At 66.0% G+C, this 19449-nt stretch carries 18 protein-coding genes, 6 tRNA genes and 1 other RNA gene; 20 read left to right on the plus strand and 5 right to left on the minus strand.

Annotated elements, in window-relative coordinates; translation table 11 throughout:
- Positions 1-19: 19 nt before the first annotated feature.
- The 11 genes from tig to ACT6SE_RS03520 all read left to right on the plus strand — a co-directional run bounded on the left by tig (position 20) and on the right by ACT6SE_RS03520 (position 9347).
- Positions 20-1315, plus strand: a complete 1296-nt coding sequence (gene tig, locus ACT6SE_RS03470) for a trigger factor (RefSeq protein WP_014646097.1) — start codon at positions 20-22, stop codon at positions 1313-1315.
- Positions 1316-1389: 74 nt separating this feature from the next.
- A complete protein-coding gene (gene clpP / locus ACT6SE_RS03475; protein WP_019659528.1) occupies positions 1390-2016 on the plus strand; it encodes an ATP-dependent Clp endopeptidase proteolytic subunit ClpP in 627 nt (208 codons plus the stop codon).
- Between the two features lie 126 nt (positions 2017-2142).
- On the plus strand, positions 2143-3432 hold the full coding sequence (clpX, locus tag ACT6SE_RS03480; RefSeq protein WP_014646099.1) for an ATP-dependent Clp protease ATP-binding subunit ClpX: 1290 nt from the start codon (positions 2143-2145) through the stop codon (positions 3430-3432).
- A 143-nt stretch (positions 3433-3575) separates the two neighbouring features.
- Entirely contained in the window at positions 3576-6023 is a 2448-nt protein-coding gene (lon, locus tag ACT6SE_RS03485; RefSeq protein WP_014646100.1) for an endopeptidase La, read from the plus strand.
- Between the two features lie 219 nt (positions 6024-6242).
- Positions 6243-6515 (plus strand): HU family DNA-binding protein, encoded by a 273-nt coding sequence (locus ACT6SE_RS03490; RefSeq protein ID WP_004146343.1) that lies wholly within the window; start codon positions 6243-6245, stop codon positions 6513-6515.
- Positions 6516-6526: 11 nt separating this feature from the next.
- Positions 6527-6601 (plus strand) — tRNA-Val (locus ACT6SE_RS03495).
- Positions 6602-6627: 26 nt separating this feature from the next.
- A tRNA-Asp gene (locus ACT6SE_RS03500) sits at positions 6628-6704 on the plus strand.
- A gap of 82 nt (positions 6705-6786) precedes the next feature.
- A tRNA-Asp gene (locus ACT6SE_RS03505) sits at positions 6787-6863 on the plus strand.
- Positions 6864-6950: 87 nt separating this feature from the next.
- Positions 6951-7027 (plus strand) — tRNA-Asp (locus tag ACT6SE_RS03510).
- 106 nt (positions 7028-7133) lie between these two features.
- Positions 7134-7210, plus strand: a tRNA-Asp gene (locus tag ACT6SE_RS03515).
- A 181-nt stretch (positions 7211-7391) separates the two neighbouring features.
- Positions 7392-9347: a peptidyl-prolyl cis-trans isomerase gene (locus ACT6SE_RS03520; RefSeq protein ID WP_046429130.1), complete on the plus strand. Its 1956-nt coding sequence runs from the start codon at positions 7392-7394 to the stop codon at positions 9345-9347.
- Between the two features lie 181 nt (positions 9348-9528).
- On the opposite strand, the gene ACT6SE_RS03525 is transcribed toward ACT6SE_RS03520, so the two are convergent.
- Both ACT6SE_RS03525 and gloB read right to left on the minus strand, forming a co-directional pair.
- Positions 9529-10731 carry a lytic transglycosylase domain-containing protein gene (locus ACT6SE_RS03525; protein WP_046429131.1) on the minus strand — a complete coding sequence of 401 codons (1203 nt, stop codon included), beginning with the start codon at positions 10729-10731 and terminating at the stop codon, positions 9529-9531.
- Positions 10728-11492 (minus strand): hydroxyacylglutathione hydrolase, encoded by a 765-nt coding sequence (gene gloB / locus ACT6SE_RS03530; protein WP_014646155.1) that lies wholly within the window; start codon positions 11490-11492, stop codon positions 10728-10730. The genes ACT6SE_RS03525 and gloB overlap by 4 nt, the downstream gene beginning before the upstream one ends.
- 11 nt (positions 11493-11503) lie before the next feature.
- On the opposite strand from gloB, the gene ACT6SE_RS03535 reads away from it, so the two are divergent.
- Genes ACT6SE_RS03535 through dnaQ form a run of 3 tightly spaced genes read left to right on the plus strand, consistent with a single transcriptional unit; the run spans position 11504 to position 13349 of the window.
- Positions 11504-12148: a methyltransferase domain-containing protein gene (locus ACT6SE_RS03535; RefSeq protein ID WP_041863105.1), complete on the plus strand. Its 645-nt coding sequence runs from the start codon at positions 11504-11506 to the stop codon at positions 12146-12148.
- 12 nt (positions 12149-12160) lie between these two features.
- A complete protein-coding gene (gene rnhA / locus ACT6SE_RS03540) occupies positions 12161-12613 on the plus strand; it encodes a ribonuclease HI (protein ID WP_014646157.1) in 453 nt (150 codons plus the stop codon).
- Between the two features lie 4 nt (positions 12614-12617).
- On the plus strand, positions 12618-13349 hold the full coding sequence (dnaQ, locus tag ACT6SE_RS03545) for a DNA polymerase III subunit epsilon (RefSeq protein ID WP_014036152.1): 732 nt from the start codon (positions 12618-12620) through the stop codon (positions 13347-13349).
- Positions 13350-13460: 111 nt separating this feature from the next.
- On the opposite strand, the gene ACT6SE_RS03550 is transcribed toward dnaQ, so the two are convergent.
- Positions 13461-14165 carry a PP2C family protein-serine/threonine phosphatase gene (locus ACT6SE_RS03550; protein ID WP_014036153.1) on the minus strand — a complete coding sequence of 235 codons (705 nt, stop codon included), beginning with the start codon at positions 14163-14165 and terminating at the stop codon, positions 13461-13463.
- 165 nt (positions 14166-14330) lie between these two features.
- On the opposite strand from ACT6SE_RS03550, the gene ACT6SE_RS03555 reads away from it, so the two are divergent.
- Together ACT6SE_RS03555 and ACT6SE_RS03560 are read left to right on the plus strand one after the other, a co-directional pair.
- Positions 14331-14421 (plus strand) — tRNA-Ser (locus ACT6SE_RS03555).
- Positions 14422-15133: 712 nt separating this feature from the next.
- Complete coding sequence (locus ACT6SE_RS03560) at positions 15134-15538, plus strand: DUF6165 family protein (protein WP_014646159.1); 405 nt, start codon at positions 15134-15136, stop codon at positions 15536-15538.
- 18 nt (positions 15539-15556) lie between these two features.
- On the opposite strand, the gene ACT6SE_RS03565 is transcribed toward ACT6SE_RS03560, so the two are convergent.
- Positions 15557-16603 carry a glycosyltransferase family 9 protein gene (locus ACT6SE_RS03565; RefSeq protein ID WP_046429133.1) on the minus strand — a complete coding sequence of 349 codons (1047 nt, stop codon included), beginning with the start codon at positions 16601-16603 and terminating at the stop codon, positions 15557-15559.
- 20 nt (positions 16604-16623) lie between these two features.
- Here ACT6SE_RS03565 and ACT6SE_RS03570 point away from each other — a divergent pair, with 20 nt between their 5' ends.
- Genes ACT6SE_RS03570 through ACT6SE_RS03580 form a run of 3 tightly spaced genes read left to right on the plus strand, consistent with a single transcriptional unit; the run spans position 16624 to position 18526 of the window.
- A complete protein-coding gene (locus ACT6SE_RS03570) occupies positions 16624-17373 on the plus strand; it encodes a 3-deoxy-D-manno-octulosonic acid kinase (protein ID WP_032958195.1) in 750 nt (249 codons plus the stop codon).
- Positions 17373-18140, plus strand: a complete 768-nt coding sequence (locus tag ACT6SE_RS03575) for an MBL fold metallo-hydrolase (RefSeq protein WP_046429135.1) — start codon at positions 17373-17375, stop codon at positions 18138-18140. Before ACT6SE_RS03570 ends, ACT6SE_RS03575 begins: the two co-directional genes overlap by 1 nt.
- Positions 18137-18526: a nuclear transport factor 2 family protein gene (locus ACT6SE_RS03580; protein WP_046429137.1), complete on the plus strand. Its 390-nt coding sequence runs from the start codon at positions 18137-18139 to the stop codon at positions 18524-18526. The genes ACT6SE_RS03575 and ACT6SE_RS03580 overlap by 4 nt, the downstream gene beginning before the upstream one ends.
- Before the next feature lie 90 nt (positions 18527-18616).
- Here the strand turns inward: ACT6SE_RS03580 and ffs are convergent.
- Positions 18617-18713, minus strand: an RNA gene (gene ffs, locus ACT6SE_RS03585) — signal recognition particle sRNA small type.
- A 301-nt stretch (positions 18714-19014) separates the two neighbouring features.
- Between ffs and ACT6SE_RS03590 the strand changes: the two genes are divergently transcribed.
- Complete coding sequence (locus ACT6SE_RS03590; protein ID WP_005415486.1) at positions 19015-19332, plus strand: DMT family transporter; 318 nt, start codon at positions 19015-19017, stop codon at positions 19330-19332.
- Positions 19333-19449 lie beyond the last annotated feature (117 nt).

Raw genomic sequence — 19449 nt, forward strand, 5'->3', positions numbered from 1 at the left:
ACCGGTGGCAGGAGTCAACATGCAAGCTTCGATCGAATCCACCGGCAACCTGGAACGCCGCCTGAGCTTCTCGCTGCCGGAAGAGCGTCTGCAGAGCCACATCGCCGGCCGCCTGGGCGAAATCGCCCGTACCACCCGCATCAAGGGGTTCCGTCCGGGCAAGGTGCCGGCCAAGGTGATCGAGCAGCGCTTCGGCGCGCAGGTCCGTGGCGAGGCGCTGGACGGCCTGCTGCGCGAGACCTTCGACGCGGCCGTGCGCGAGCACGACCTGCGCGTCGTCGGCAGCCCGCGCATCGACAAGGGCGACGAGGGTGAGTTCTCCTTCGTGGCCACCGTGGAAGTGGTGCCGGACTTCGGCGACATCGACGTCAGCAAGCTGACCGTCGTGCGCCACACCGCCGAGATCACCGACGCCGACATCGACCAGATGATCGAGAACCTGCAGAACCAGCGTCGCACCTGGGCCCCGGTCAGCCGTGGCGCGCAGGACGGTGACCTGGTCGCGGTGGAAACCTGGTCGCAGGCCGGCGAAGAGCGCCTGCCGGCCGAGGGCACCGAGAAGGGTTCGATCGTGCTCGGCCAGGGCATGATGTTCGACACCATCGAAAAGGGCCTGGTCGGCCTGGCCAAGGGCGAAGAGAAGACCCTGGACGTCGAGTTCCCGGCTGACTGGCGCGTGCCGGTGCTGGCCGGCAAGACCGTGCAGGTCACCGTCAAGGTTGCCGACGTGTCCGAGCCGGTCGTGCCGGCGGTCGACGAAGCCTTCATCAAGAGCTTCGGCGTGAAGGGGGGCGACGTCGAGCAGTTCCGCAGCGACATCCGTGCCAACCTGGAGCGTGAGCTGAAGGGCGCGCTGATGAACCGCCTGCGCCGCGAAGTGGGCGAGCAGCTGATCGCGGCCTACTCGTCGGTGGAAATGCCGCCGCGCCTGGTCGAGAACGAAGCCCGCGCCATGCTGGCCCAGCAGGTCGAGCAGCTGCGCCGCAACGGCCAGAACGTCGGCGAGATCCCGGCCGATGCCCACGAAGGCTTCAAGGACGCCGCCGCCAAGCGCGTGCTGGTCGGCCTGCTGGTCGGTGAAGTGGCCCGCATCAACGACCTGCGCCTGGAAGCCAAGCGCCTGAACGAAACGATGCGTCTGATCGCCTCGACCTACGAAGAGCCGGAGCAGGTCATTGAGATGTACCGCAACGACCCCCAGCTGATGTCTGGCCTGCAGAACCGTGTGATGGAAGAGCAGGTGATCGACTGGATCGCCGAGCGTGCCCAGCACACCGAAGAGAAGCTGTCGTTCCAGGACGCGATCCGCCAGTAAGCCGGCGGATCACCGGATGCCCCGCGCCTTTGCCGGCGCGGGGTTGTTGCCCCCCAAGATAGGTACCTCACGTAATGGACAACCGAACCAAAGCCCTGAACCTGGTTCCGATGGTGGTCGAGCAGACCAGCCGCGGCGAGCGTGCCTACGACATCTATTCGCGCCTGTTGAAGGAGCGCCTGATCTTCCTCGTGGGCCCGATCGACGATCACATGGCCAACGTGGTGGTGGCGCAGTTGCTGTTCCTGGAATCGGAGAACCCGGAAAAGGACATCAACATCTACATCAACTCGCCGGGTGGCGTGGTCACCGCCGGCATGGCGATCTACGACACCATGCAGTACATCAAGCCGAATGTGAGCACCACCTGCATCGGCCAGGCCGCCTCGATGGGCGCCCTGCTGCTGGCCGCGGGCGAAGCCGGCAAGCGCTATGCGCTGCCGAACTCGCGCGTGATGATCCACCAGCCGCTGGGCGGCTACCAGGGCCAGGCCACCGACATCGACATCCACGCGCGTGAGATCCTGACCCTGCGTTCGCGCCTGAACGAGATCCTGGCCAAGCACACCGGCCAGTCGCTGGAGACGATCGCCCGCGACACCGAGCGCGACAACTTCAAGAGCGCCTTCGAGGCGCAGGCCTACGGTCTGGTCGACCAGGTCCTGGAGCGTCGTCCGGATGAGTCGATCCAGGCCGGTTGACCGGCCTTCACGGGGCCAGGGAGGCCCCGTTCCTGCAGGGTCGGGCGGGACTGGTGTCCCCTCGGCCCTGTGCTATTCTCGAATCGAACCCCCGTTCAGCGGGTGGGGTAACTGGGTAAGCGAAGCATGAGCGAAGACCGCCAAGGTCGTTCCACGGACACCGGCAAGATCCTCTACTGCTCTTTCTGCGGCAAGAGCCAGCATGAAGTGCGCAAGCTGATTGCGGGTCCGAGCGTATTCATCTGCGATGAGTGCGTGGAGCTGTGCAACGACATCATCCGTGAGGAACTTGAGGAAAAGGCGCAGTCGGCGCGCAGTTCGCTGCCCAAGCCGCGCGAGATCCTCGAGGTCCTGGACCAGTACGTGATCGGCCAGAACCGCGCCAAGCGCACCTTGGCCGTGGCCGTGTACAACCACTACAAGCGCATCGAGAGCCGGCAGAAGAACGACGACGTCGAACTGGCGAAGTCGAACATCCTGCTGGTCGGCCCGACCGGTTCGGGCAAGACGCTGCTGGCCGAAACCCTGGCCCGCCTGCTCAACGTGCCGTTCACCATGGCCGACGCCACCACGCTGACCGAAGCCGGTTACGTGGGCGAGGACGTGGAGAACATCATCCAGAAGCTGCTGCAGAAGTGCGACTACGACGTCGAGAAGGCACAGCAGGGCATCGTCTACATCGATGAAATCGACAAGATCTCGCGCAAGAGCGAGAACCCGTCGATCACCCGCGATGTGTCCGGCGAAGGCGTGCAGCAGGCCCTGCTGAAGCTGATCGAAGGCACCGTGGCCAGCGTTCCGCCGCAGGGCGGGCGCAAGCATCCGCAGCAGGAATTCCTGCAGGTGGACACCAAGAACATCCTGTTCATCTGCGGCGGCGCGTTCGCCGGGCTGGACAAGGTGATCCAGGCCCGTTCCACCGACGTCGGCAGCATCGGCTTCGGCGCCAAGGTGAAGAGCAGCGAGCGCAAGCAGGAAGTGGGCAAGGTGCTGGCCGAAGTCGAGCCGGAAGACCTGATCAAGTTCGGCCTGATTCCGGAGTTCGTCGGCCGCCTGCCGGTGGTGGCGACCCTGGAGGAGCTGGACGAGCCGGCCCTGATCAAGATCCTGACCGAGCCGAAGAACGCCATCACCAAGCAGTTCAAGAAGCTGTTCGAGATGGAGAACGTCGAGCTGGAGTTCCGTCCGGACGCGTTGTCGGCCATCGCCAGGAAGGCGCTCAAGCGCAAGACCGGTGCCCGTGGCCTGCGCACCATCGTCGAATCGGTCCTGCTGGACACCATGTACGACCTGCCGTCGCAGGAAAACGTCAGCAAGGTGGTGGTGGACGAATCGGTGATCGAGCACAAGTCCGAGCCGTACCTGATCTACCAGACCCCGGCGGTCCCTGAACAGAAGGCCGCAGGCGCCGAGTGATCCTTCCAGGTTGTTGATTGGAAAGGATTTTCAAGGAATGCCTTGCATCTGAAAGCCGATGGCCCCATAACGGGGCCATCGGCTTTTTTTGTCTCCGGAAGATGCCCTCCCGGAGGCGGTTTTCCCCCTTCCCTGGAGCCCCCATGGCCCGTTCCCCAAGTGAAACCCTCGACCTGCCGGTCCTGCCGCTGCGCGACGTAGTGGTGTTCCCGCACATGGTCATTCCGCTGTTCGTCGGCCGTGACAAGTCCATGCACGCGCTCGAACAGGCAATGGAGGCGGACAAGCGCATCCTGCTGCTGGCGCAGAAGTCGGCCGAAACCGACGACCCGCATGCGGCCGACCTCTACCAGGTCGGTACGCTGGCGCAGGTGCTGCAGCTGCTGAAGCTGCCCGACGGCACCATCAAGGTGCTGGTCGAAGGCCTGTCGCGCGTGCAGGTCACCCACGTTGACGAGCGCAACGGCTCGCTGCACGGCCAGGCCGTGGAGATCGACGCCAGCGACGAGCGCGAAGCGCGCGAGGTCGAGGCGATCGCCCGCTCGCTGATGTCGCTGTTCGAGCAGTACGTGAAGACCAACCGCAAGCTGCCGCCGGAACTGCTGCAGACGCTGTCGGGCATCGATGAGCCGGCGCGCCTGGCCGACACCATCGCCGCGCACATCAGCGTGCGCCTGGCCGACAAGCAGCGCCTGCTGGAAACGCTGGCCGTCGGTGACCGCCTGGAGATGCTGGTCGGCCTGGTCGACGGCGAGATCGACGTGCAGCAGATGGAGAAGCGCATCCGCGGCCGCGTGAAGTCGCAGATGGAGAAGAGCCAGCGCGAGTACTACCTCAACGAACAGATGAAGGCCATCCAGAAGGAACTGGGTGACCTGGACGATGCGCCTGGCGAGCTTGAAGAGCTGGCGCGCAAGATCGCCGAGGCCGGCATGCCGAAGGCCGTTGAGGCCAAGGCGCGCAACGAGCTGAACAAGCTCAAGCAGATGTCGCCGATGTCGGCCGAAGCGGCGGTCGTGCGCAACTACCTGGAGTGGTTGCTGGGCGTGCCGTGGAAGAAGCGCAGCAAGGTTCGCAAGGACCTGAAGGTGGCGCAGGACACCCTCGATGCCGATCACTACGGGCTGGAGAAGGTCAAGGAACGCATCCTTGAATACCTGGCGGTGCAGTCGCGCGTGAAGCAGATGAAGGGCCCGATCCTGTGCCTGGTCGGGCCGCCGGGCGTGGGCAAGACCTCGCTGGGACAGTCGATCGCCAAGGCCACCAACCGCAAGTTCGTGCGCATGTCGCTGGGCGGCGTGCGTGACGAGGCCGAGATCCGTGGCCACCGTCGCACCTACGTCGGTTCGATGCCGGGCCGCATCGTGCAGAACCTCAACAAGGTCGGCAGCAAGAACCCGCTGTTCGTGCTCGACGAGATCGACAAGATGTCGATGGATTTCCGCGGCGATCCGTCCTCGGCGTTGCTGGAAGTGCTCGACCCTGAGCAGAACAACGCGTTCAACGACCACTACCTGGAAGTGGACCTGGACCTGTCTGAAGTGATGTTCGTGGCCACCTCGAACTCGCTCAACATTCCCGGCCCGCTGCTGGACCGCATGGAAGTGATCCGCATCCCCGGCTACACCGAGGATGAGAAGCTCAACATCGCCACCCGTTACCTGGTGCCCAAGCAGGTCAAGGCCAACGGCCTGCAGCCCGAAGAGCTGGAGATCGGCAGTGACGCCATCCAGGACATCGTGCGCTACTACACGCGCGAGTCGGGCGTGCGCAACCTGGAACGCGAGATCGCCAAGATCTGCCGCAAGGTGGTGAAGGAGATCGCGCTGGCCGGCCCGCAGCCGGTGAAGGCGAAGAAGGGCGCGAAGAAGAAGGCGCTGGTGAGCGTGTCCAGCAAGAACCTGGACAAGTACCTGGGCGTGCGTCGCTTCGACTTCGGCCGTGCCGAGGAAGAGAACGAGATCGGCCTGGTCACCGGCCTGGCCTGGACCGAGGTGGGTGGCGATCTGCTGCAGATCGAATCGACGCTGGTGCCGGGCAAGGGCCAGCTGATCCTGACCGGCCAGCTCGGCAACGTGATGAAGGAATCGGCTTCAGCGGCGCTGTCGGTGGTGCGTTCGCGCGCCGTCGGCTTCGGCATCGACAGCGACTTCCTGCAGAAGCACGACGTGCACCTGCATGTGCCCGATGGCGCTACGCCGAAGGACGGCCCGAGTGCCGGCGCGGCGATGGTCACCTCGCTGGTATCGATGCTGACCAAGGTGCCGGTGCGTGCCGACGTGGCGATGACCGGCGAGATCACCCTGCGTGGTCGCGTCACGGCCATCGGTGGACTGAAGGAGAAGCTGCTGGCCGCACTGCGTGGCGGAATCCGCACGGTCATCATTCCCGAGGAGAACCGCAAGGACCTGGCCGACATCCCGGCCAACGTCACCCGCGATCTGGAGATCGTGCCGGTGAAGTACATCGAAGAAGTCCTGGACCTGGCGCTGGAGCGTCCGTTGGCACCGAAGAAGGCGCGCAAGAGTGCGCAACGTGTCACGGTGCGCAGCAAGGCCAAACCGAGTGGAAACGCGCGCGTCAAGCATTGACGCGCGCTGTCCAATGGCCCGAAACCCGCGTCGTTGCTGGCTTTCCAGCTTGCGTGGGGGTAGGGCCACTGGTATAAAAGCAGCACTCGCGAATGAGTGATCGCAGTCTGGCGATCGCTGAATTCGGCGAACCGTTTCCACATGGCGGCCGCATGCAGAGCGCGTGCGGTTGCTTCCCTGTCGAATAAGCGGAACCCACCGCCAAAGGAGTTGTAGAGAATGAACAAGACCGAATTGATCGATGCCGTTGCTGAAGCTGCAGACCTGACCAAGGCCGAGTCCAGCCGCGCTGTCGATGCCGTCGTTGCTGCCGTCACCAAGGCGCTGAAGGACGGCGATGCGGTCACCCTGGTTGGCTTCGGTACCTTCCAGGTCCGCGACCGTGCTGCCCGCACCGGCCGCAACCCGAAGACCGGCGACACCATCAAGATCGCTGCTTCGAAGAATCCGTCGTTCAAGGCTGGTAAGGCCCTGAAGGATGCTGTAAACTAAGCGGCTCGCTGGGGTGCTTAGCTCAGCGGTAGAGCGTCTCCTTTACACGGAGAGGGTCGGGGGTTCGAAACCCTCAGCACCCACCACAGCACCGCGGTAAAAGTTTGAGTGTGGAGCGGTAGTTCAGCTGGTTAGAATGCTGGCCTGTCACGCCGGAGGTCGCGGGTTCGAGTCCCGTCCGCTCCGCCATTCAACGAGGCCTCCGGCCAAAAGCTGGAGGCTTTGTTTTCTCCCGGTCCAGGCCGGCTGAAAGCAAAAAAGGTAACAACGCGGAGCGGTAGTTCAGCTGGTTAGAATGCTGGCCTGTCACGCCGGAGGTCGCGGGTTCGAGTCCCGTCCGCTCCGCCACTACATCGAGGCCCCCGGCCTGAAGCTGGGGGCCTTGTCTTCTCACCGACAGGTTCGGAAGGAAGGCGAAAAGGTTTTTGCAAGAACGGAGCGGTAGTTCAGCTGGTTAGAATGCTGGCCTGTCACGCCGGAGGTCGCGGGTTCGAGTCCCGTCCGCTCCGCCATTGCAGAATTCTTAAGTCCCTGTGAAAAAACTTTGAAAAAAGTGTTCATCGGGCTGGGTTTCCAGACAGTCTTCGGATATACTGGGCGCCTGCAAAGTTCAAGCGCGGAGCGGTAGTTCAGCTGGTTAGAATGCTGGCCTGTCACGCCGGAGGTCGCGGGTTCGAGTCCCGTCCGCTCCGCCAACTTCAAAAGCCCTCGGCGCAAGCCGGGGGCTTTTTCTTTGCGCCATGGTGGAAATGGCCGACACGCGGATGGCGCATGCCTGCCGATGTGGGCGCAGGCCGCGCTGGCGCTGCTTTTGGTCCCTGCGGCGAAGCGGGTTACACTGCCGGGCTCGCCAATAAGGCCTTGTGATTCCTCACCATGCTGCAGAAACTCCGCGACAAGACCTCAGGCTGGATCGTCACTGTGATCCTGGGGCTGCTGATGATTCCGTTCCTGTTCGTGATCGACAACAGCTACCTCGGTGGCGTTGGCGCACAGAACGTGGCCAAGGTTTCCGCGCCGCCGACCTGGTGGCGTTCGGCGCCGTCGTGGTGGCCGGTGCGCATGCTGTGGCAGCACCACGAGATCAGCTCGCAGGATTTCCGCACGCGTTTCGAGCAGGAGCGCATGCGTGAGCGCCAGCAGCAGGGCGACAACTTCGACCCGCGCGCGTTCGAGAGCACCGAGAACAAGATGGCCGTGCTCGACCAGCTGATCGACGAGCAGGTCGTGCGCCTGGTCGGTGAGCAGGCGGGCGTGGTGATCGGCGACGGCGCGGTGCGCGAGTACATCGCGACCATGCCCGCATTCCTCGATTCGAACGGCAAGTTCAACGAGAACAACTATCGCCTGGCCCTGGCCGGCGGCAACCCGCCGCGTACGCCGACCCAGTTCCAGGAGCTGGTGCGCGAGAGCCTGCAGCAGTCGGTGATTCCGTCGGGCCTGCAGAGCTCCGGCTTCGTCACCCAGGCAGAGACCGAGCGCCTGTTGAAGCTGCTGGGCGAAACCCGCGACGTCGAGCTGGCCGCGTTGCCGCCCGTACCGGCCGATACCGCGCCGGTCACCGATGAGCAGATCAAGCAGTGGTACGACAGCCACGGCAAGGATTTCCGCCAGGCCGAGAGCGTGTCGCTGGAATACGTCGAGATCAACGGCGCGAACCTTCCGGCACCGGCGGCGGCCGATGAAGCCACCCTGCGCAAGCGCTATGAAGACGAGAAGGCGAAGTTCACCTCGCCGGAGCAGCGCCAGGCCTCGCACATCCTGATCACCGGTGACGGTGCAGAAGCCAAGGCGAGCAAGATCGCTGCCGAAGCCAAGGCCGCTGGTGCCGATTTCGGCGCGCTGGCCAAGGCCAATTCGGAAGATCCGGGCTCCAAGGACCAGGGCGGGGACCTGGGTTGGGTCGAGCGCGGTGCGATGGTGAAGCCGTTCGAGGACGCGCTGTTTGCGGCCAAGGCCGGTGACGTGATCGGCCCGGTGAAGACCGAGTTCGGTTACCACATCATCAAGGTGGCCGCTGTGCGCGGTGGCCAGGGCAAGTCGTTCGAGGAAGTGCGTGACACGCTGGCCGCCGAACAGCTGAAGGCCGACGGTGAGCGCGGCTTCAACGAGCTGGCCGGTCGCCTGGTCGATGCCATCAACAAGAGCCCGAGCGATCTGGCCGCTGCCGCCAAGGAAGTGAACCTGCCGCTGCAGACGCTGGGCCCGATCACCCGCGCGACCGCCAGTGGCATCGCGGCTGACCCGGCCGTGCTGCGTGCGGCGTTCTCCGACGTGCTGGTGCAGGACGGTACCGCCAGTGACCCGATCGCCCTGGGGGGCGCGACCAACCACAGCGTGGTCATCCGCGTGGCTGCGCACACCCCGGAACAGGCCCTGCCGCTGGACAAGGCTCGTGACCAGGTGATCGCCGCGATCCGCGCTGACCGCCAGCGCCAGGCCAGCGACAAGGCGGCCGATGCGATCCTGGCCAAGCTGAAGGCGGGTGCCACCCTGCAGTCGCTGGCCGCCAGCGAGAAGCTGCAGCTGAGCCCGATGCCGGGCCTGCCGCGCAGCCAGCCGGTGCCGACCCCGGAAATCAACCGCGCGATCTTCAGTGCGCCGGTGCCGGCCGAAGGCAAGCCGAGCTATGGCAAGGTCGACGTCAATGGCCACGCGCTGCTGTTCGCGGTGAACAAGGTCAATCCGGGCGACATCAAGGAAGTGACTGCAGAGCAGCAGAAGCAGCTGAAGGAACAGCTGAGCCAGATCGATGGCATGGCCGCGGCCAAGGCCTACATCGAGGCGATGCGCAAGAAGTTCGTGATCCAGACCACCGAGGCGAACCTGTAAGCCTTGCGGCTGCATCCATGAGAAAGGCCCGGCACTGCCGGGCCTTTTTTTGTGCGGGCGCTGCTGGAAATCGAATTGTAGAGCCGAGCCCGTGCTCGGCTGGTCATGAACCCCGACAAGTCGCAGGCAAGAAAAAAGCCGAGCATGGGCTCGGCTCTACAGGAGGGCCCTGGCCTACGCGTCAGTCTTCGACGCGCAGCACGGCGCCCGGCTTCAGCACGCTGCTGCCGCTCAGGCCGTTCAGCGACAACAGGGCCTTGACCGGCATGCCGTAGCGGCGGGCGATGGTCCAGGCCGACTCGCCATCACGCACGGTGTGGCGGCGGCTGCGCGGACGATCAGCGATCGCGGCGACGGTCTTGGCCACCTGCGGCGTCGGTGCTGCGGTGGCGACCGGCGCAGCGCTGGCGACCAGGGCGGATGCGGTGTCCGCCACCGTCGCATTGGCAGCCGAGACAGGAGCCAGCACGCGGGTGGTACCCGACGAGGCGCGGCCACCGCCCGCCAGGGCGGGGTTGAGGCGGGCGATCCTGGCCGGGTCCAGGGCGCGCTGTGCGGCCCACTGCTGGACGCTGGTGCCGGCGGGCAGGGTGTGGTCCTTCAGCACCGGCACGGTGCGGTCCAGCGAGGCCATCACGCCCGGCTGGTCTTCCACGTCTTCCAGCACGCAGGCCAGGGCATGCAGCTTCTCGACGTAGGCATGGGTGACCGGCGACAGGCCGGGCAGCGCCGACGGCTTGGCGTTCTGCGCGTTCATGCCGGCCTTGCGCATGGACTGCAACACGCGGTACTCACCGGCGTTGTAGGCCATGGTGGCCAGGCGCCAGTCGCCGCCGAACATGCCGTGCAGGGTCTTCAGGTAGCGCACTGCGGCCTGGGTGGAATCGACCGCCGACAGGCGGCCGTCGTAGCCGTTGGCCATGGGCACGCGGTGGTTGCGCGCGGTGGTGGCGATGAACTGCCACAGGCCGGTCGGGCCGCTGCCATTGCGGGCATTGGGCCGGTAGCCGCTTTCCACGAACGGGATCAGTGCGAATTCGGTAGGCAGGTTGGCCTTGCGCAGCTCTTCAACCACGTAGCCGAACAGCACCAGCGCATCGTCATCCTGGTTGGCCAGGCGCGACGGGGCGTGGGCGAACTGCTTCTGCCAGCGCGGGCTGGTGGCCTCGGCATTGCAGGTGGGCTCGGCCAGGCCGTCGCGGAAGCTGGAGAAGATCTCCTGGCCATTGCGGACCGACGCGGCCGGCAACGCGGCCGGATCCAGCGGCAGGGCCGCCGCGGCGGCCAGGTTCTGGCCGATGCCCGCGCCCAGCGACTGGGCACCGGCGGTTCCGGCCAGCCCCAGGACCAGGCCCAGGGCCAGCGGCAGACTTCGGCGCATCATGCGCGGAAGCCGTCTTTCCAGTGCCGGAGACCGGCCATGACGTCGACGTCGTCAACGACGTCGCGGCCTAGGTGCGCCGACACTGCCGCGCGGATCGGCGCCGTGTGCACGCGCAGGAACGGATTGCAGTCGAATTCGTTGGCCAGGGTTACCGGCAGGGTGGAACGGTCATCGCGGCGCATGGCCAAAGCCTCCTCTTGGCGCTGCCACAGGGCAGCGTTGGCGGGGTCGACATGCCGCGCGAAGACGGCATTTGACACGGTGTACTCGTGGGCGCAACAAAGCAGCAGTTGCGCGGGCAAGGTACCCAGCTTGCGCATCGATGCCAGCAGCTGGGACGGCGTACCTTCGAACAGGCGTCCACAGCCCAGGCTGAACAACGAATCTCCGCTGAAAAGATGTTCAGCAGTGTGAAACGCGATGTGGCTGCGGGTATGCCCGGGCACGGATAGTACGTGGAACGTCCGGCCCAGTGCCTGAACGCGTTCACCTTCGCCGACCCGCTCGGTCGCTGCAGGGATGCGCTCCTCGACGGGCGCGATGACCCGTACACCGGGAAAACGTGCCTGCAACGCGGGCACGCCACCGATGTGGTCATCGTGGTGATGGGTGAGCAGGATCGTGTCCACGCGAAGGCCCTGATCGGCCAGCGCAAGCACCGGCGCGGCATCGCCGGGATCGACGACCACGGCGGCGCCAGCGTCGTCGATCAACGTCCAGATGTAGTTGTCCGCAAATGCGGGCAGGGCAGTCAGTCGCATAGAATTGGACCATGCCCGCGCTGCAGAGCACCCGTCAAGCGAGCCAGGCCCCGTGGTTCGACACTGAACCGGCGGGCTCCTTGCGCGTGCTGGAGCGGCAGTTGCTGCTGCCGCAGCTGTCTGTCCTGCCGACGCAGCCCTGGCTGTGGATCGCACCGAGTGCGGCCTGGCTGGAGGATGCACAGCTGGGCGGGCGCGGGCTGCGGCTGTTCCGGCAGGGCCAGGGCTATGCCGGCGACACCCGCTGTGCGCTGCCGCTGCCGCTGGCCAGCGAGAGCGTCAACGCGGTCGTGCTGCAGCATGTGACCGCGGGCGATGCGGAGCGACTGCTGGACGAGTGCGAGCGCGTGCTGATGCCGGGCGGCCACCTGTGGCTGAGCAGCCTCAACCCGTTCAGCCCTTACCGCACGCATTGGCGCCAGCACGGACTGGTGGTGCGCACGCCACAGCGGATCCGCCTGCTGCTCGGCCGCCACGGGCTGGAGTGCGACGATATGCGTTACCTCGGCCCGCTCTGGCGCGGTGCAGGCAGTCGCCGCACGGGCGGTTGGGCGCCGCTGCGCGCGGCCTGCCTGTTCCATGCTGAAAAGCGCACGCTGGCCCTGCCCGGGCCGAAACCGTTGCCGGTGCGTTGGCTCGGCACCGTTGCCACCTGATCTGGAGTTGTATTGAAAACCATCGAAATCCACACCGACGGTTCCTGCCTTGGCAATCCCGGCCCCGGCGGCTGGGCTGCGCTGCTGCGCTACAAGGGCCACGAGCGTGAACTGAGCGGCGGCGAAGCGCACACCACCAACAACCGGATGGAGCTGATGGCGGCCATTTCCGGGTTGGAGACGCTCACCGAGCCCTGCAACATCGTGCTCTATACCGATTCGCAGTACGTGCGGCAGGGCCTGACGCAGTGGCTGCCCGGCTGGATCCGCAAGAACTGGAAGACCGCCGGCGGCGACCCGGTGAAGAACCGCGAGCTGTGGGAGCGCCTGCATGCCGCGACGCTGCGGCATCAGATCGACTGGCGCTGGGTAAAGGGCCACTCCGGTGACCCGGACAACGAGCGGGTGGATACGCTGGCGCGCAACGCGGCCATCCAGATCCGCGACGCCAGCCCGGTAAACTGAGCCCATGCGTCAGATCATCCTCGATACCGAAACCACCGGCCTGGAATGGAAGAAGGGCAACCGCATCGTCGAAATCGGCTGCGTGGAACTGTTCAAGCGCCGCCCGACCGGCAACAACTACCACCAGTACATCAAGCCGGACTGCGAGTTCGAACAGGGCGCGCAGGAAGTCACCGGCCTGACCCTGGAGTTCCTGGCTGACAAGCCGGACTTCGCGCAGATCGCCGATGAGTTCCTGGCCTTCATCGATGGCGCCGAGCTGATCATCCACAACGCGGCGTTCGACCTGGGCTTCCTCGACAACGAGCTGTCGCTGCTGGGCCCGCAGTACGGGAAGATCACCGATCGCTGCACGGTGATCGATACCCTGGTGATGGCGCGCGAGCGCTTCCCGGGCCAGCGCAATTCGCTGGATGCGCTGTGCAAGCGACTGGGCGTTGACAACTCGCACCGTGCGCTGCACGGCGGCCTGCTCGATGCGCAGATCCTGGGTGACGTGTACATCGCGCTGACCTCGGGGCAGGAAGAGATCGGATTCGGCCTGGGGGATGACGATGGCGGTGGCGCCGGTGCGGCGCTGCAGGCCTTCGATACCAGCAAGCTGCTGCCGCGCCCGCGCGTAGTGGCCACGCCGTCGGAGCTGGAAGCGCATGCCGCGCGGCTGGAGCGGCTGCGCAAGAAGGCCGGCCACGCACTGTGGGATGGGCCGAAGGTGGAAGAGCCCGCCAGCGCGTAATGCCTGGAAGAGGTAGTGCCGGCCGCTGGCCGGCATCTGCGTGAACACGTTTCCCGGTGAGCCGGCCAGCGGCCGGCACTACCGCCTCCACGCATGGCGTGGATCTACGGGTTAATGGCAGCGCACCAGGATCACGCTGATGTTGTCGCGGCCACCGCCGTCGAGCGCGGCGGCGACCAGCGTGTCCACGCATTCCTGTGCGCTTGCATCCTCGAAGGCGAGGGTGCGGGCGATGCCGCGGTCGTCCACTTCCTCGGTCAGGCCGTCACTGCACAGCAGCAGCTGCATGCCAGGGCGCAGCTCGCCGCTGGTGGTGGCCACGTTCAGATGTGCCGGATCGGTGACGCCCAGCGCCTGGGTGACCACGTTGCGATGTGGATGCGCGCGTGCCTGTTCGGCCGTCAGGTTGCCCTGCGCGACCAGTTCCTGCACCACGCTGTGATCCTGGCTGAGCTGTGCCAGCTGGCCATCACGCCAGAGGTAGGCACGGCTGTCGCCGACCCATGCCACTTCATAGCGATTGCCCTGCACGCGTGCGGCGACCACGGTGGTACCCATCGGCAGGGTGTCGTTGCGCCGCCGCGAGGCGCGGATGATCTCTTCGTCGGCGGTGCGGATGGCCTGGGCCAGCGGCGCGCCACGGCGGATCTCGCGCACGATGGTTTCGCGCGCCAGCGCGCTGGCCACCTCGCCGCAGGCGTGGCCGCCCATGCCATCGGCCACCAGCCACAGGGCCAGCTCGCTGTCACCGTAGTAGGTGTCTTCGTTGAGCTCGCGGCGCAGGCCGGGGTGGGTGAGGTGTCCGAATTCGATCATGGTGTGCAGGGGCGGGGTATTGCTGGGGAGACAGGCATCATCGGGGGGCTGCGGGCATCCGGCAAGGCATGCATCCAGGAAATTTTCACTTCATTGACCGGAATGACTTGTCGTCGGCCTGACTTCCTCGTATGATGCGCGTCCCCGGTCCGCCGGGGACCACCCGGAGAGGTGGCAGAGTGGTTGAATGTACCTGACTCGAAATCAGGCAGGCGTTTATAGCGCCTCGGGGGTTCGAATCCCCCCCTCTCCGCCAGATAAAGAAAAAGGGCTGCCGAAAGGCAGCCCTTTTTCTTTATCTGGCGCGGGACGCGACGCGCTCTGCGCGTCGCCCCACACGTTGCTGTGCAACGTGTGGGCCCCTCCCTTTGCCGGCCTCTCCCCGCCCCTGTCGGGGCAGCCCCTCAACAGAGGGGCTTGGTCCTCCAGATGCATCACTGAGATCCGCGCGGTGCGTGGATGCGCGGCGGGAATCACGCCGTAGTGACCCTGTACTGATCTGGCGCGGGACGCGACGCGCTCTGCGCGTCGCCCCACACGTTGCTGCGCAACGCGTGGGCCCCTCCCTTTGCCGGCCTCTCCCCGCCCCTGTCGGGGCAGCCCCTCAACAGAGGGGCTTGGTCCTCCAGATGCATCACTGAGATCCGCGCGGTGCGTGGATGCGCGGCGGGCATCACGCCGTAGTGACCCTGTACTGATCTGGCGCGGGACGCGACGCGCTCTGCGCGTCGCCCCACACGTTGCTGCGCAACGCGTGGGCCCCTCCCTTTGCCGGCCTCTCCCCGCCCCTGTCGGGGCAGCCCCTCAACAGAGGGGCTTGGTCCTCCAGATGCATCACTGAGATCCGCGCGGTGCGTGGACGCTGTTCCTGCTGGCAGGCTCATCCACGCATGGCGTGGATCTACCGGGGATATCCGTGCGGACGCTGCGGGTTACCATGTACGCATCACCTGCTGGAGCTTTTCCCCATGACCGCTGAAATCCTCGTTCCCGTTTCTTTCGGCGAGCTGCTGGACAAGATTTCGATCCTGCAGATCAAGTCCGAGCGCATCAGCGACGAGGGCAAGCTGGCCAACGTGCGCAGGGAGCTGTCGGCGCTGGAGCAGACCTGGATGGCACACCCGGCGGCCGTGAAGGACATCGCCAGGCTGCGTGCCGAGCTGAAGGTGGTCAACGAGCAGCTGTGGGAGATCGAGGACGACATCCGGCTGAAGGAGAAGGCGCAGGCGTTCGACCAGGGCTTCATCGACCTGGCGCGCAGCGTGTACCTGCGCAATGACGAACGCGCGCGCATCAAGAAGGCGATCAACCTCGCACTGGGCTCGGCGTACGTGGAGGAGAAGTCCTATCAGGATTACGCGCAGCGCGTGTAATCCCGGGCGGCCTGCCGCTCACCCCAGGTGGTCGGCGACGTAGCGTTCGAAGGCAGCGATACCGTCTTCCACGGTGATCAGTTCCATCACATCGTCGAACTCGATCTTGGTGCCCCACTTCAGATCGGTGGCCTGCTTGGCGAGGTATTTGCGTGCCGCATCGTCGTAGCGGTCCACGCAATAGCGACGATCCGAGTACGGGCCGCTGCGGTTCGGATTGCTGGCCGCATGCAGGCCCAGCACCTTGGCGCCCATCGCGTTGGCGATGTGCATCGGGCCGGAATCGGGCGTCATCACCAGGTTGGCGCGGGCCAGCAGGGCGGGCAGCTGCTTCAGCGTGTCCTTGCCTACCAGGTCCAGCGCCGGCGTGTGCAGCTGTGCCTGGATGGCGTCGGCCATGCTGCGCTCAAGTTCGCTGCGGCCACCGCACAGCACCACCTGCCAGCCGCGCGTGACCGCGTGGTTGGCCACGGCGGCGTAGCGGTCGGCGTACCAGTTGCGGCGCACGTGGCTGGAGCACGGCGAGATCATCAGCACCGGGCGACCATCGTCGTGCCACTGCGCGGCGGCCCACTCATATGCCGACTGCGGCACGGCCAGGTCCCAGCTGACCTCGGTCTGGCGCAGGCCCAGCGGTTCGCAGAAGCTGCCGATGGCATCGAGCACATGGATGCCCGGACGGTCGGGAATGCGTTCGTTGATGAAAAGCCCATGCAGGTCCTTCGAGCGGCTGCGGTCGTAGCCGATGCGGCGCTCGGCCGGAATGAAGGCCGACAGCAGGTTGGCGCGGAACGCGACCTGCATCTGCAGCAGCGCTTCGAAGCGCCCCGGCGGCAGCTGCCTGCGCAGTTCCTTGACCCCGGCCATGCCGCTCTTCTTGTCGTAGGCATGGAAGGTGACGCCGGGCAGGCCGTCGAGCAGCTTGTGGCCGACCTTGTCGATGATCCAGTGGATCGGCGTGTCCGGGCGCGCGGCCTGCAGGGTACGCACCAGGGGCACCACGTGGGTGACATCGCCAAGTGCGGACAGGCGCAGGAGGCACAAGGAGGAGGACGCTGATGCCATGTGTTGTTAGACTCAATGAAATGGTCGCATTCGACGCCAATGAAGCGCTGACGCCATGCCGCGAGGGTCGCGGCATCGGGGCCATTCTGTTCGACCGCGAGCGGCTGCGGCAAGCCGAGATCGGCCTGTTCTCGCCCCAGCACTGGGGCAGCAGGGCCCGGCCGGTGGGCGAGGGCGGCCGCGGCAGCGCCTGGTTCGTCGATGCGCCGTTCGGTGCCAGCGTGCTGCGCCACTACCTGCGCGGCGGCATGGCGGCCCGTATAAGCCATGACCAGTACCTCTGGCGCGGCTCGGACCGGACCCGCAGCTTCGCCGAATTCCGCCTGATGCGCGCCCTGCGCGAGAAAAAGCTGCCGGTGCCACGGCCGATCGCCGCGTTCTACATGCGCGAGGGCCTGCGCTACCGGGCGGCGATCCTGATGGAGCGGATCGAGGGCGTGCGCTCGCTGGCCGACCGCGCACTGGTGGCCGGCCGGGGGGCCCCCTGGGAGGAGACCGGGCGCCTGATTGCCCGTTTCCATCGTGCCGGCCTGGACCATGCCGATCTCAACGCGCACAACATCCTGTTCGATGGCAGCGGTCATGGCTGGCTGATCGATTTCGACCGCGGCGTGATCCGCATCCCGGCGACCGCCTGGCGCGAGCGCAACCTCAAGCGCCTGCTGCGCTCGCTGATCAAGCTGCGCGGCGAGCGCAGCGTGGAAGACGTGCAGAAGGACTACGCGCGGCTGCGCCGTGCCTATGACATGGCCTGGAACCGGGGCACCTGATGGACTGGGCGTTGCGTTTCCTCGGCGTCGGCAACGCGTCGGCGGTCGAGCTGGGGTCGCCGATGTCGGTGATCGAGCGCGATGGGCGTCCATGGCTGACCATCGATTGTGGTGGCGAAGGACTGACCGCGTTCAAGGCGCACTACGGGCAGATGCCGCAGGCGCTGTTCGTCACCCATGTGCACCTGGACCACGTGGCCGGCTTCGAGCGCCTGTTCGTGGATACCTTCTTCAATGCGCACCGGCGCGGCAAGGTGCGCCTGTACGTGCCCGCCACGGTGGTGCCGCTGCTGCACAAGCGCATCGGGGATTACCCGAACGTGCTGGCCGAGGGCGGTGCGAACTTCTGGGATGCCTTCCAGCTGATCGTGGTGGGCGAGGCGTTCTGGCACGAGGGCGTGCGCCTGGAAGTGTTTCCGGTGCGCCACCACTGGCCGGAGACGGCCTATGGCCTGCGCCTGCAGGGCGCGCTGACCTGGAGCGGCGATACCCGGCCGATTCCGGAGATGCTGGCACGCTTTGCCAGTGACAACGAACTGATCGCTCACGATTGCGGCCTGCACGGCAATCCCTCGCATACCGGCGTGGACGATCTGGAGCGTGAGTACAGCGCCGAACTGCAGGCGCGGATGATGCTGTACCACTACGCCAGCGCGGCCGATGGTCTGGCGCTGGCTGCGCGTGGGCACCGCGTGGCGCAGCCGGGGCAGTGCGTGCCGCTGGCGAGCCCGACCGCCCCGCACGTGCTGGCCCAGGACCCGCCGTGAGGGGTACCGGCCAGCCCGCAGATGCGGCGTTGGCTGCCGGGCTGGAGGCGCTGGAGCGCGCACTGCATGCGCCGCAGGTGCGTGCCGACCGCGAGCAACTGGCCGCATTGCTGGATGAGGATTTCAGCGAGATCGGCAGCTCCGGCCAGTGCTACGGCCGTGCGGCCGCGCTGGTGGAGATTCCGCTGGAGCGTGCCCAGGTGCAGATCGAATCGGAGCAGTACGCCGTCTGGCTGCTGTCGCAGGACCTGGCCCAGGTGCGCTACCGCAGCCGCCATCACCTTGATGGGCAGCTGCAGCACTGGGTGCTGCGCAGTTCGCTGTGGCGCCGGCACGGGGACAGATGGCGCATGGTGTTCCACCAGGGCACGCCCGAGGCAGGGTAGCGCGGCGCCATGCCGGGCCAAGAATGCGAAGCCGGGGTCAGATCCCTTTGCCATGCAAGGGGATCTGAGCCCAGTGCGGAAAAGGCGGTGGCCCCGCCGGCTGACCTCGGCGCCCGCGTCGATCGATACCGTTGCTGCCTTCCGGCCCTGGCGGGGTTTTCGACCTAGCGTCGCGAGGGGCCGACGGAGCCACCATAGAGACGTTGGCCGCCCGGTGGGCGGCCAGTTCACGGATCAGGGGAAACAGCGCGCGGCGCGCCGGAGACCACAGCCGGACTGCACATCGGGCTGGCCGATGGCAGACGCGCATTCTAGCGCAGACGGGCCCATCGACGCCAGCTTCATGCACTGAATCGGCTGTAACCCGCTTCCGGCGGCAGCGGCCGGTACCCACCCCCGTTGCTAGAATGCCGGCCAGGAGGAACGACCTCCCCCACATCGGGAACCAATGACCAGGACGGCCTGGCCCTACCAAGAGGAGGGCCGTCATGGCCTGGATCTATCTGTTGTTTGCCGGCCTGCTGGAAATCGTCTGGGCCGTGTCCATGAAGCAGTCCGAAGGCTTCACCCGGCTCACCCCCACCGTGGTCACCATCATCGGCATGATCGCCAGCTTCTGGTTGCTGGCGGTGGCCATGCGCAGCCTGCCGCTGGGAACCGCCTATACGATCTGGACCGGCATCGGCGCGGTCGGGGCGTTCGTGGTTGGCATTGTGTTCCTGGGCGAGCAGGTCAGCCCGATGCGGATCGGTGCGGCGGTGTTGATCGTTTCCGGCCTGGTGCTGATGAAACTCTCCAGCAGCTGAATTTATTTACTCATGGCGGGGAATGGATTCTCCGCCACATGCAGCAATATGCATTTTCGGCAAAACCATTTTGTCCGCCCCTGTTATTTGACGCACGTCATAAAAATAGCGCGCGTG

It is taken from the genome of Stenotrophomonas sp. LC732, from assembly GCF_052446685.1.
In the GTDB taxonomy this organism is placed as follows: domain Bacteria; phylum Pseudomonadota; class Gammaproteobacteria; order Xanthomonadales; family Xanthomonadaceae; genus Stenotrophomonas; species Stenotrophomonas muris.

What these genes read in the sequence shown, in the direction of transcription:
- tig (WP_014646097.1), top strand. Translation starts at nt 20, where the DNA reads ATGCAAGCTTCGATCGAATCCACCGGCAACCTGGAACGCCGCCTGAGC.
- clpP (WP_019659528.1), top strand. Translation starts at nt 1,390, where the DNA reads ATGGACAACCGAACCAAAGCCCTGAACCTGGTTCCGATGGTGGTCGAG.
- clpX (WP_014646099.1), top strand. Translation starts at nt 2,143, where the DNA reads ATGAGCGAAGACCGCCAAGGTCGTTCCACGGACACCGGCAAGATCCTC.
- lon (WP_014646100.1), top strand. Translation starts at nt 3,576, where the DNA reads ATGGCCCGTTCCCCAAGTGAAACCCTCGACCTGCCGGTCCTGCCGCTG.
- ACT6SE_RS03490 (WP_004146343.1), top strand. Translation starts at nt 6,243, where the DNA reads ATGAACAAGACCGAATTGATCGATGCCGTTGCTGAAGCTGCAGACCTG.
- ACT6SE_RS03520 (WP_046429130.1), top strand. Translation starts at nt 7,392, where the DNA reads ATGCTGCAGAAACTCCGCGACAAGACCTCAGGCTGGATCGTCACTGTG.
- ACT6SE_RS03525 (WP_046429131.1), bottom strand. Translation starts at nt 10,731, where the DNA reads ATGATGCGCCGAAGTCTGCCGCTGGCCCTGGGCCTGGTCCTGGGGCTG.
- gloB (WP_014646155.1), bottom strand. Translation starts at nt 11,492, where the DNA reads ATGCGACTGACTGCCCTGCCCGCATTTGCGGACAACTACATCTGGACG.
- ACT6SE_RS03535 (WP_041863105.1), top strand. Translation starts at nt 11,504, where the DNA reads ATGCCCGCGCTGCAGAGCACCCGTCAAGCGAGCCAGGCCCCGTGGTTC.
- dnaQ (WP_014036152.1), top strand. Translation starts at nt 12,618, where the DNA reads ATGCGTCAGATCATCCTCGATACCGAAACCACCGGCCTGGAATGGAAG.
- ACT6SE_RS03550 (WP_014036153.1), bottom strand. Translation starts at nt 14,165, where the DNA reads ATGATCGAATTCGGACACCTCACCCACCCCGGCCTGCGCCGCGAGCTC.
- ACT6SE_RS03560 (WP_014646159.1), top strand. Translation starts at nt 15,134, where the DNA reads ATGACCGCTGAAATCCTCGTTCCCGTTTCTTTCGGCGAGCTGCTGGAC.
- ACT6SE_RS03565 (WP_046429133.1), bottom strand. Translation starts at nt 16,603, where the DNA reads ATGGCATCAGCGTCCTCCTCCTTGTGCCTCCTGCGCCTGTCCGCACTT.
- ACT6SE_RS03570 (WP_032958195.1), top strand. Translation starts at nt 16,624, where the DNA reads ATGGTCGCATTCGACGCCAATGAAGCGCTGACGCCATGCCGCGAGGGT.
- ACT6SE_RS03575 (WP_046429135.1), top strand. Translation starts at nt 17,373, where the DNA reads ATGGACTGGGCGTTGCGTTTCCTCGGCGTCGGCAACGCGTCGGCGGTC.
- ACT6SE_RS03590 (WP_005415486.1), top strand. Translation starts at nt 19,015, where the DNA reads ATGGCCTGGATCTATCTGTTGTTTGCCGGCCTGCTGGAAATCGTCTGG.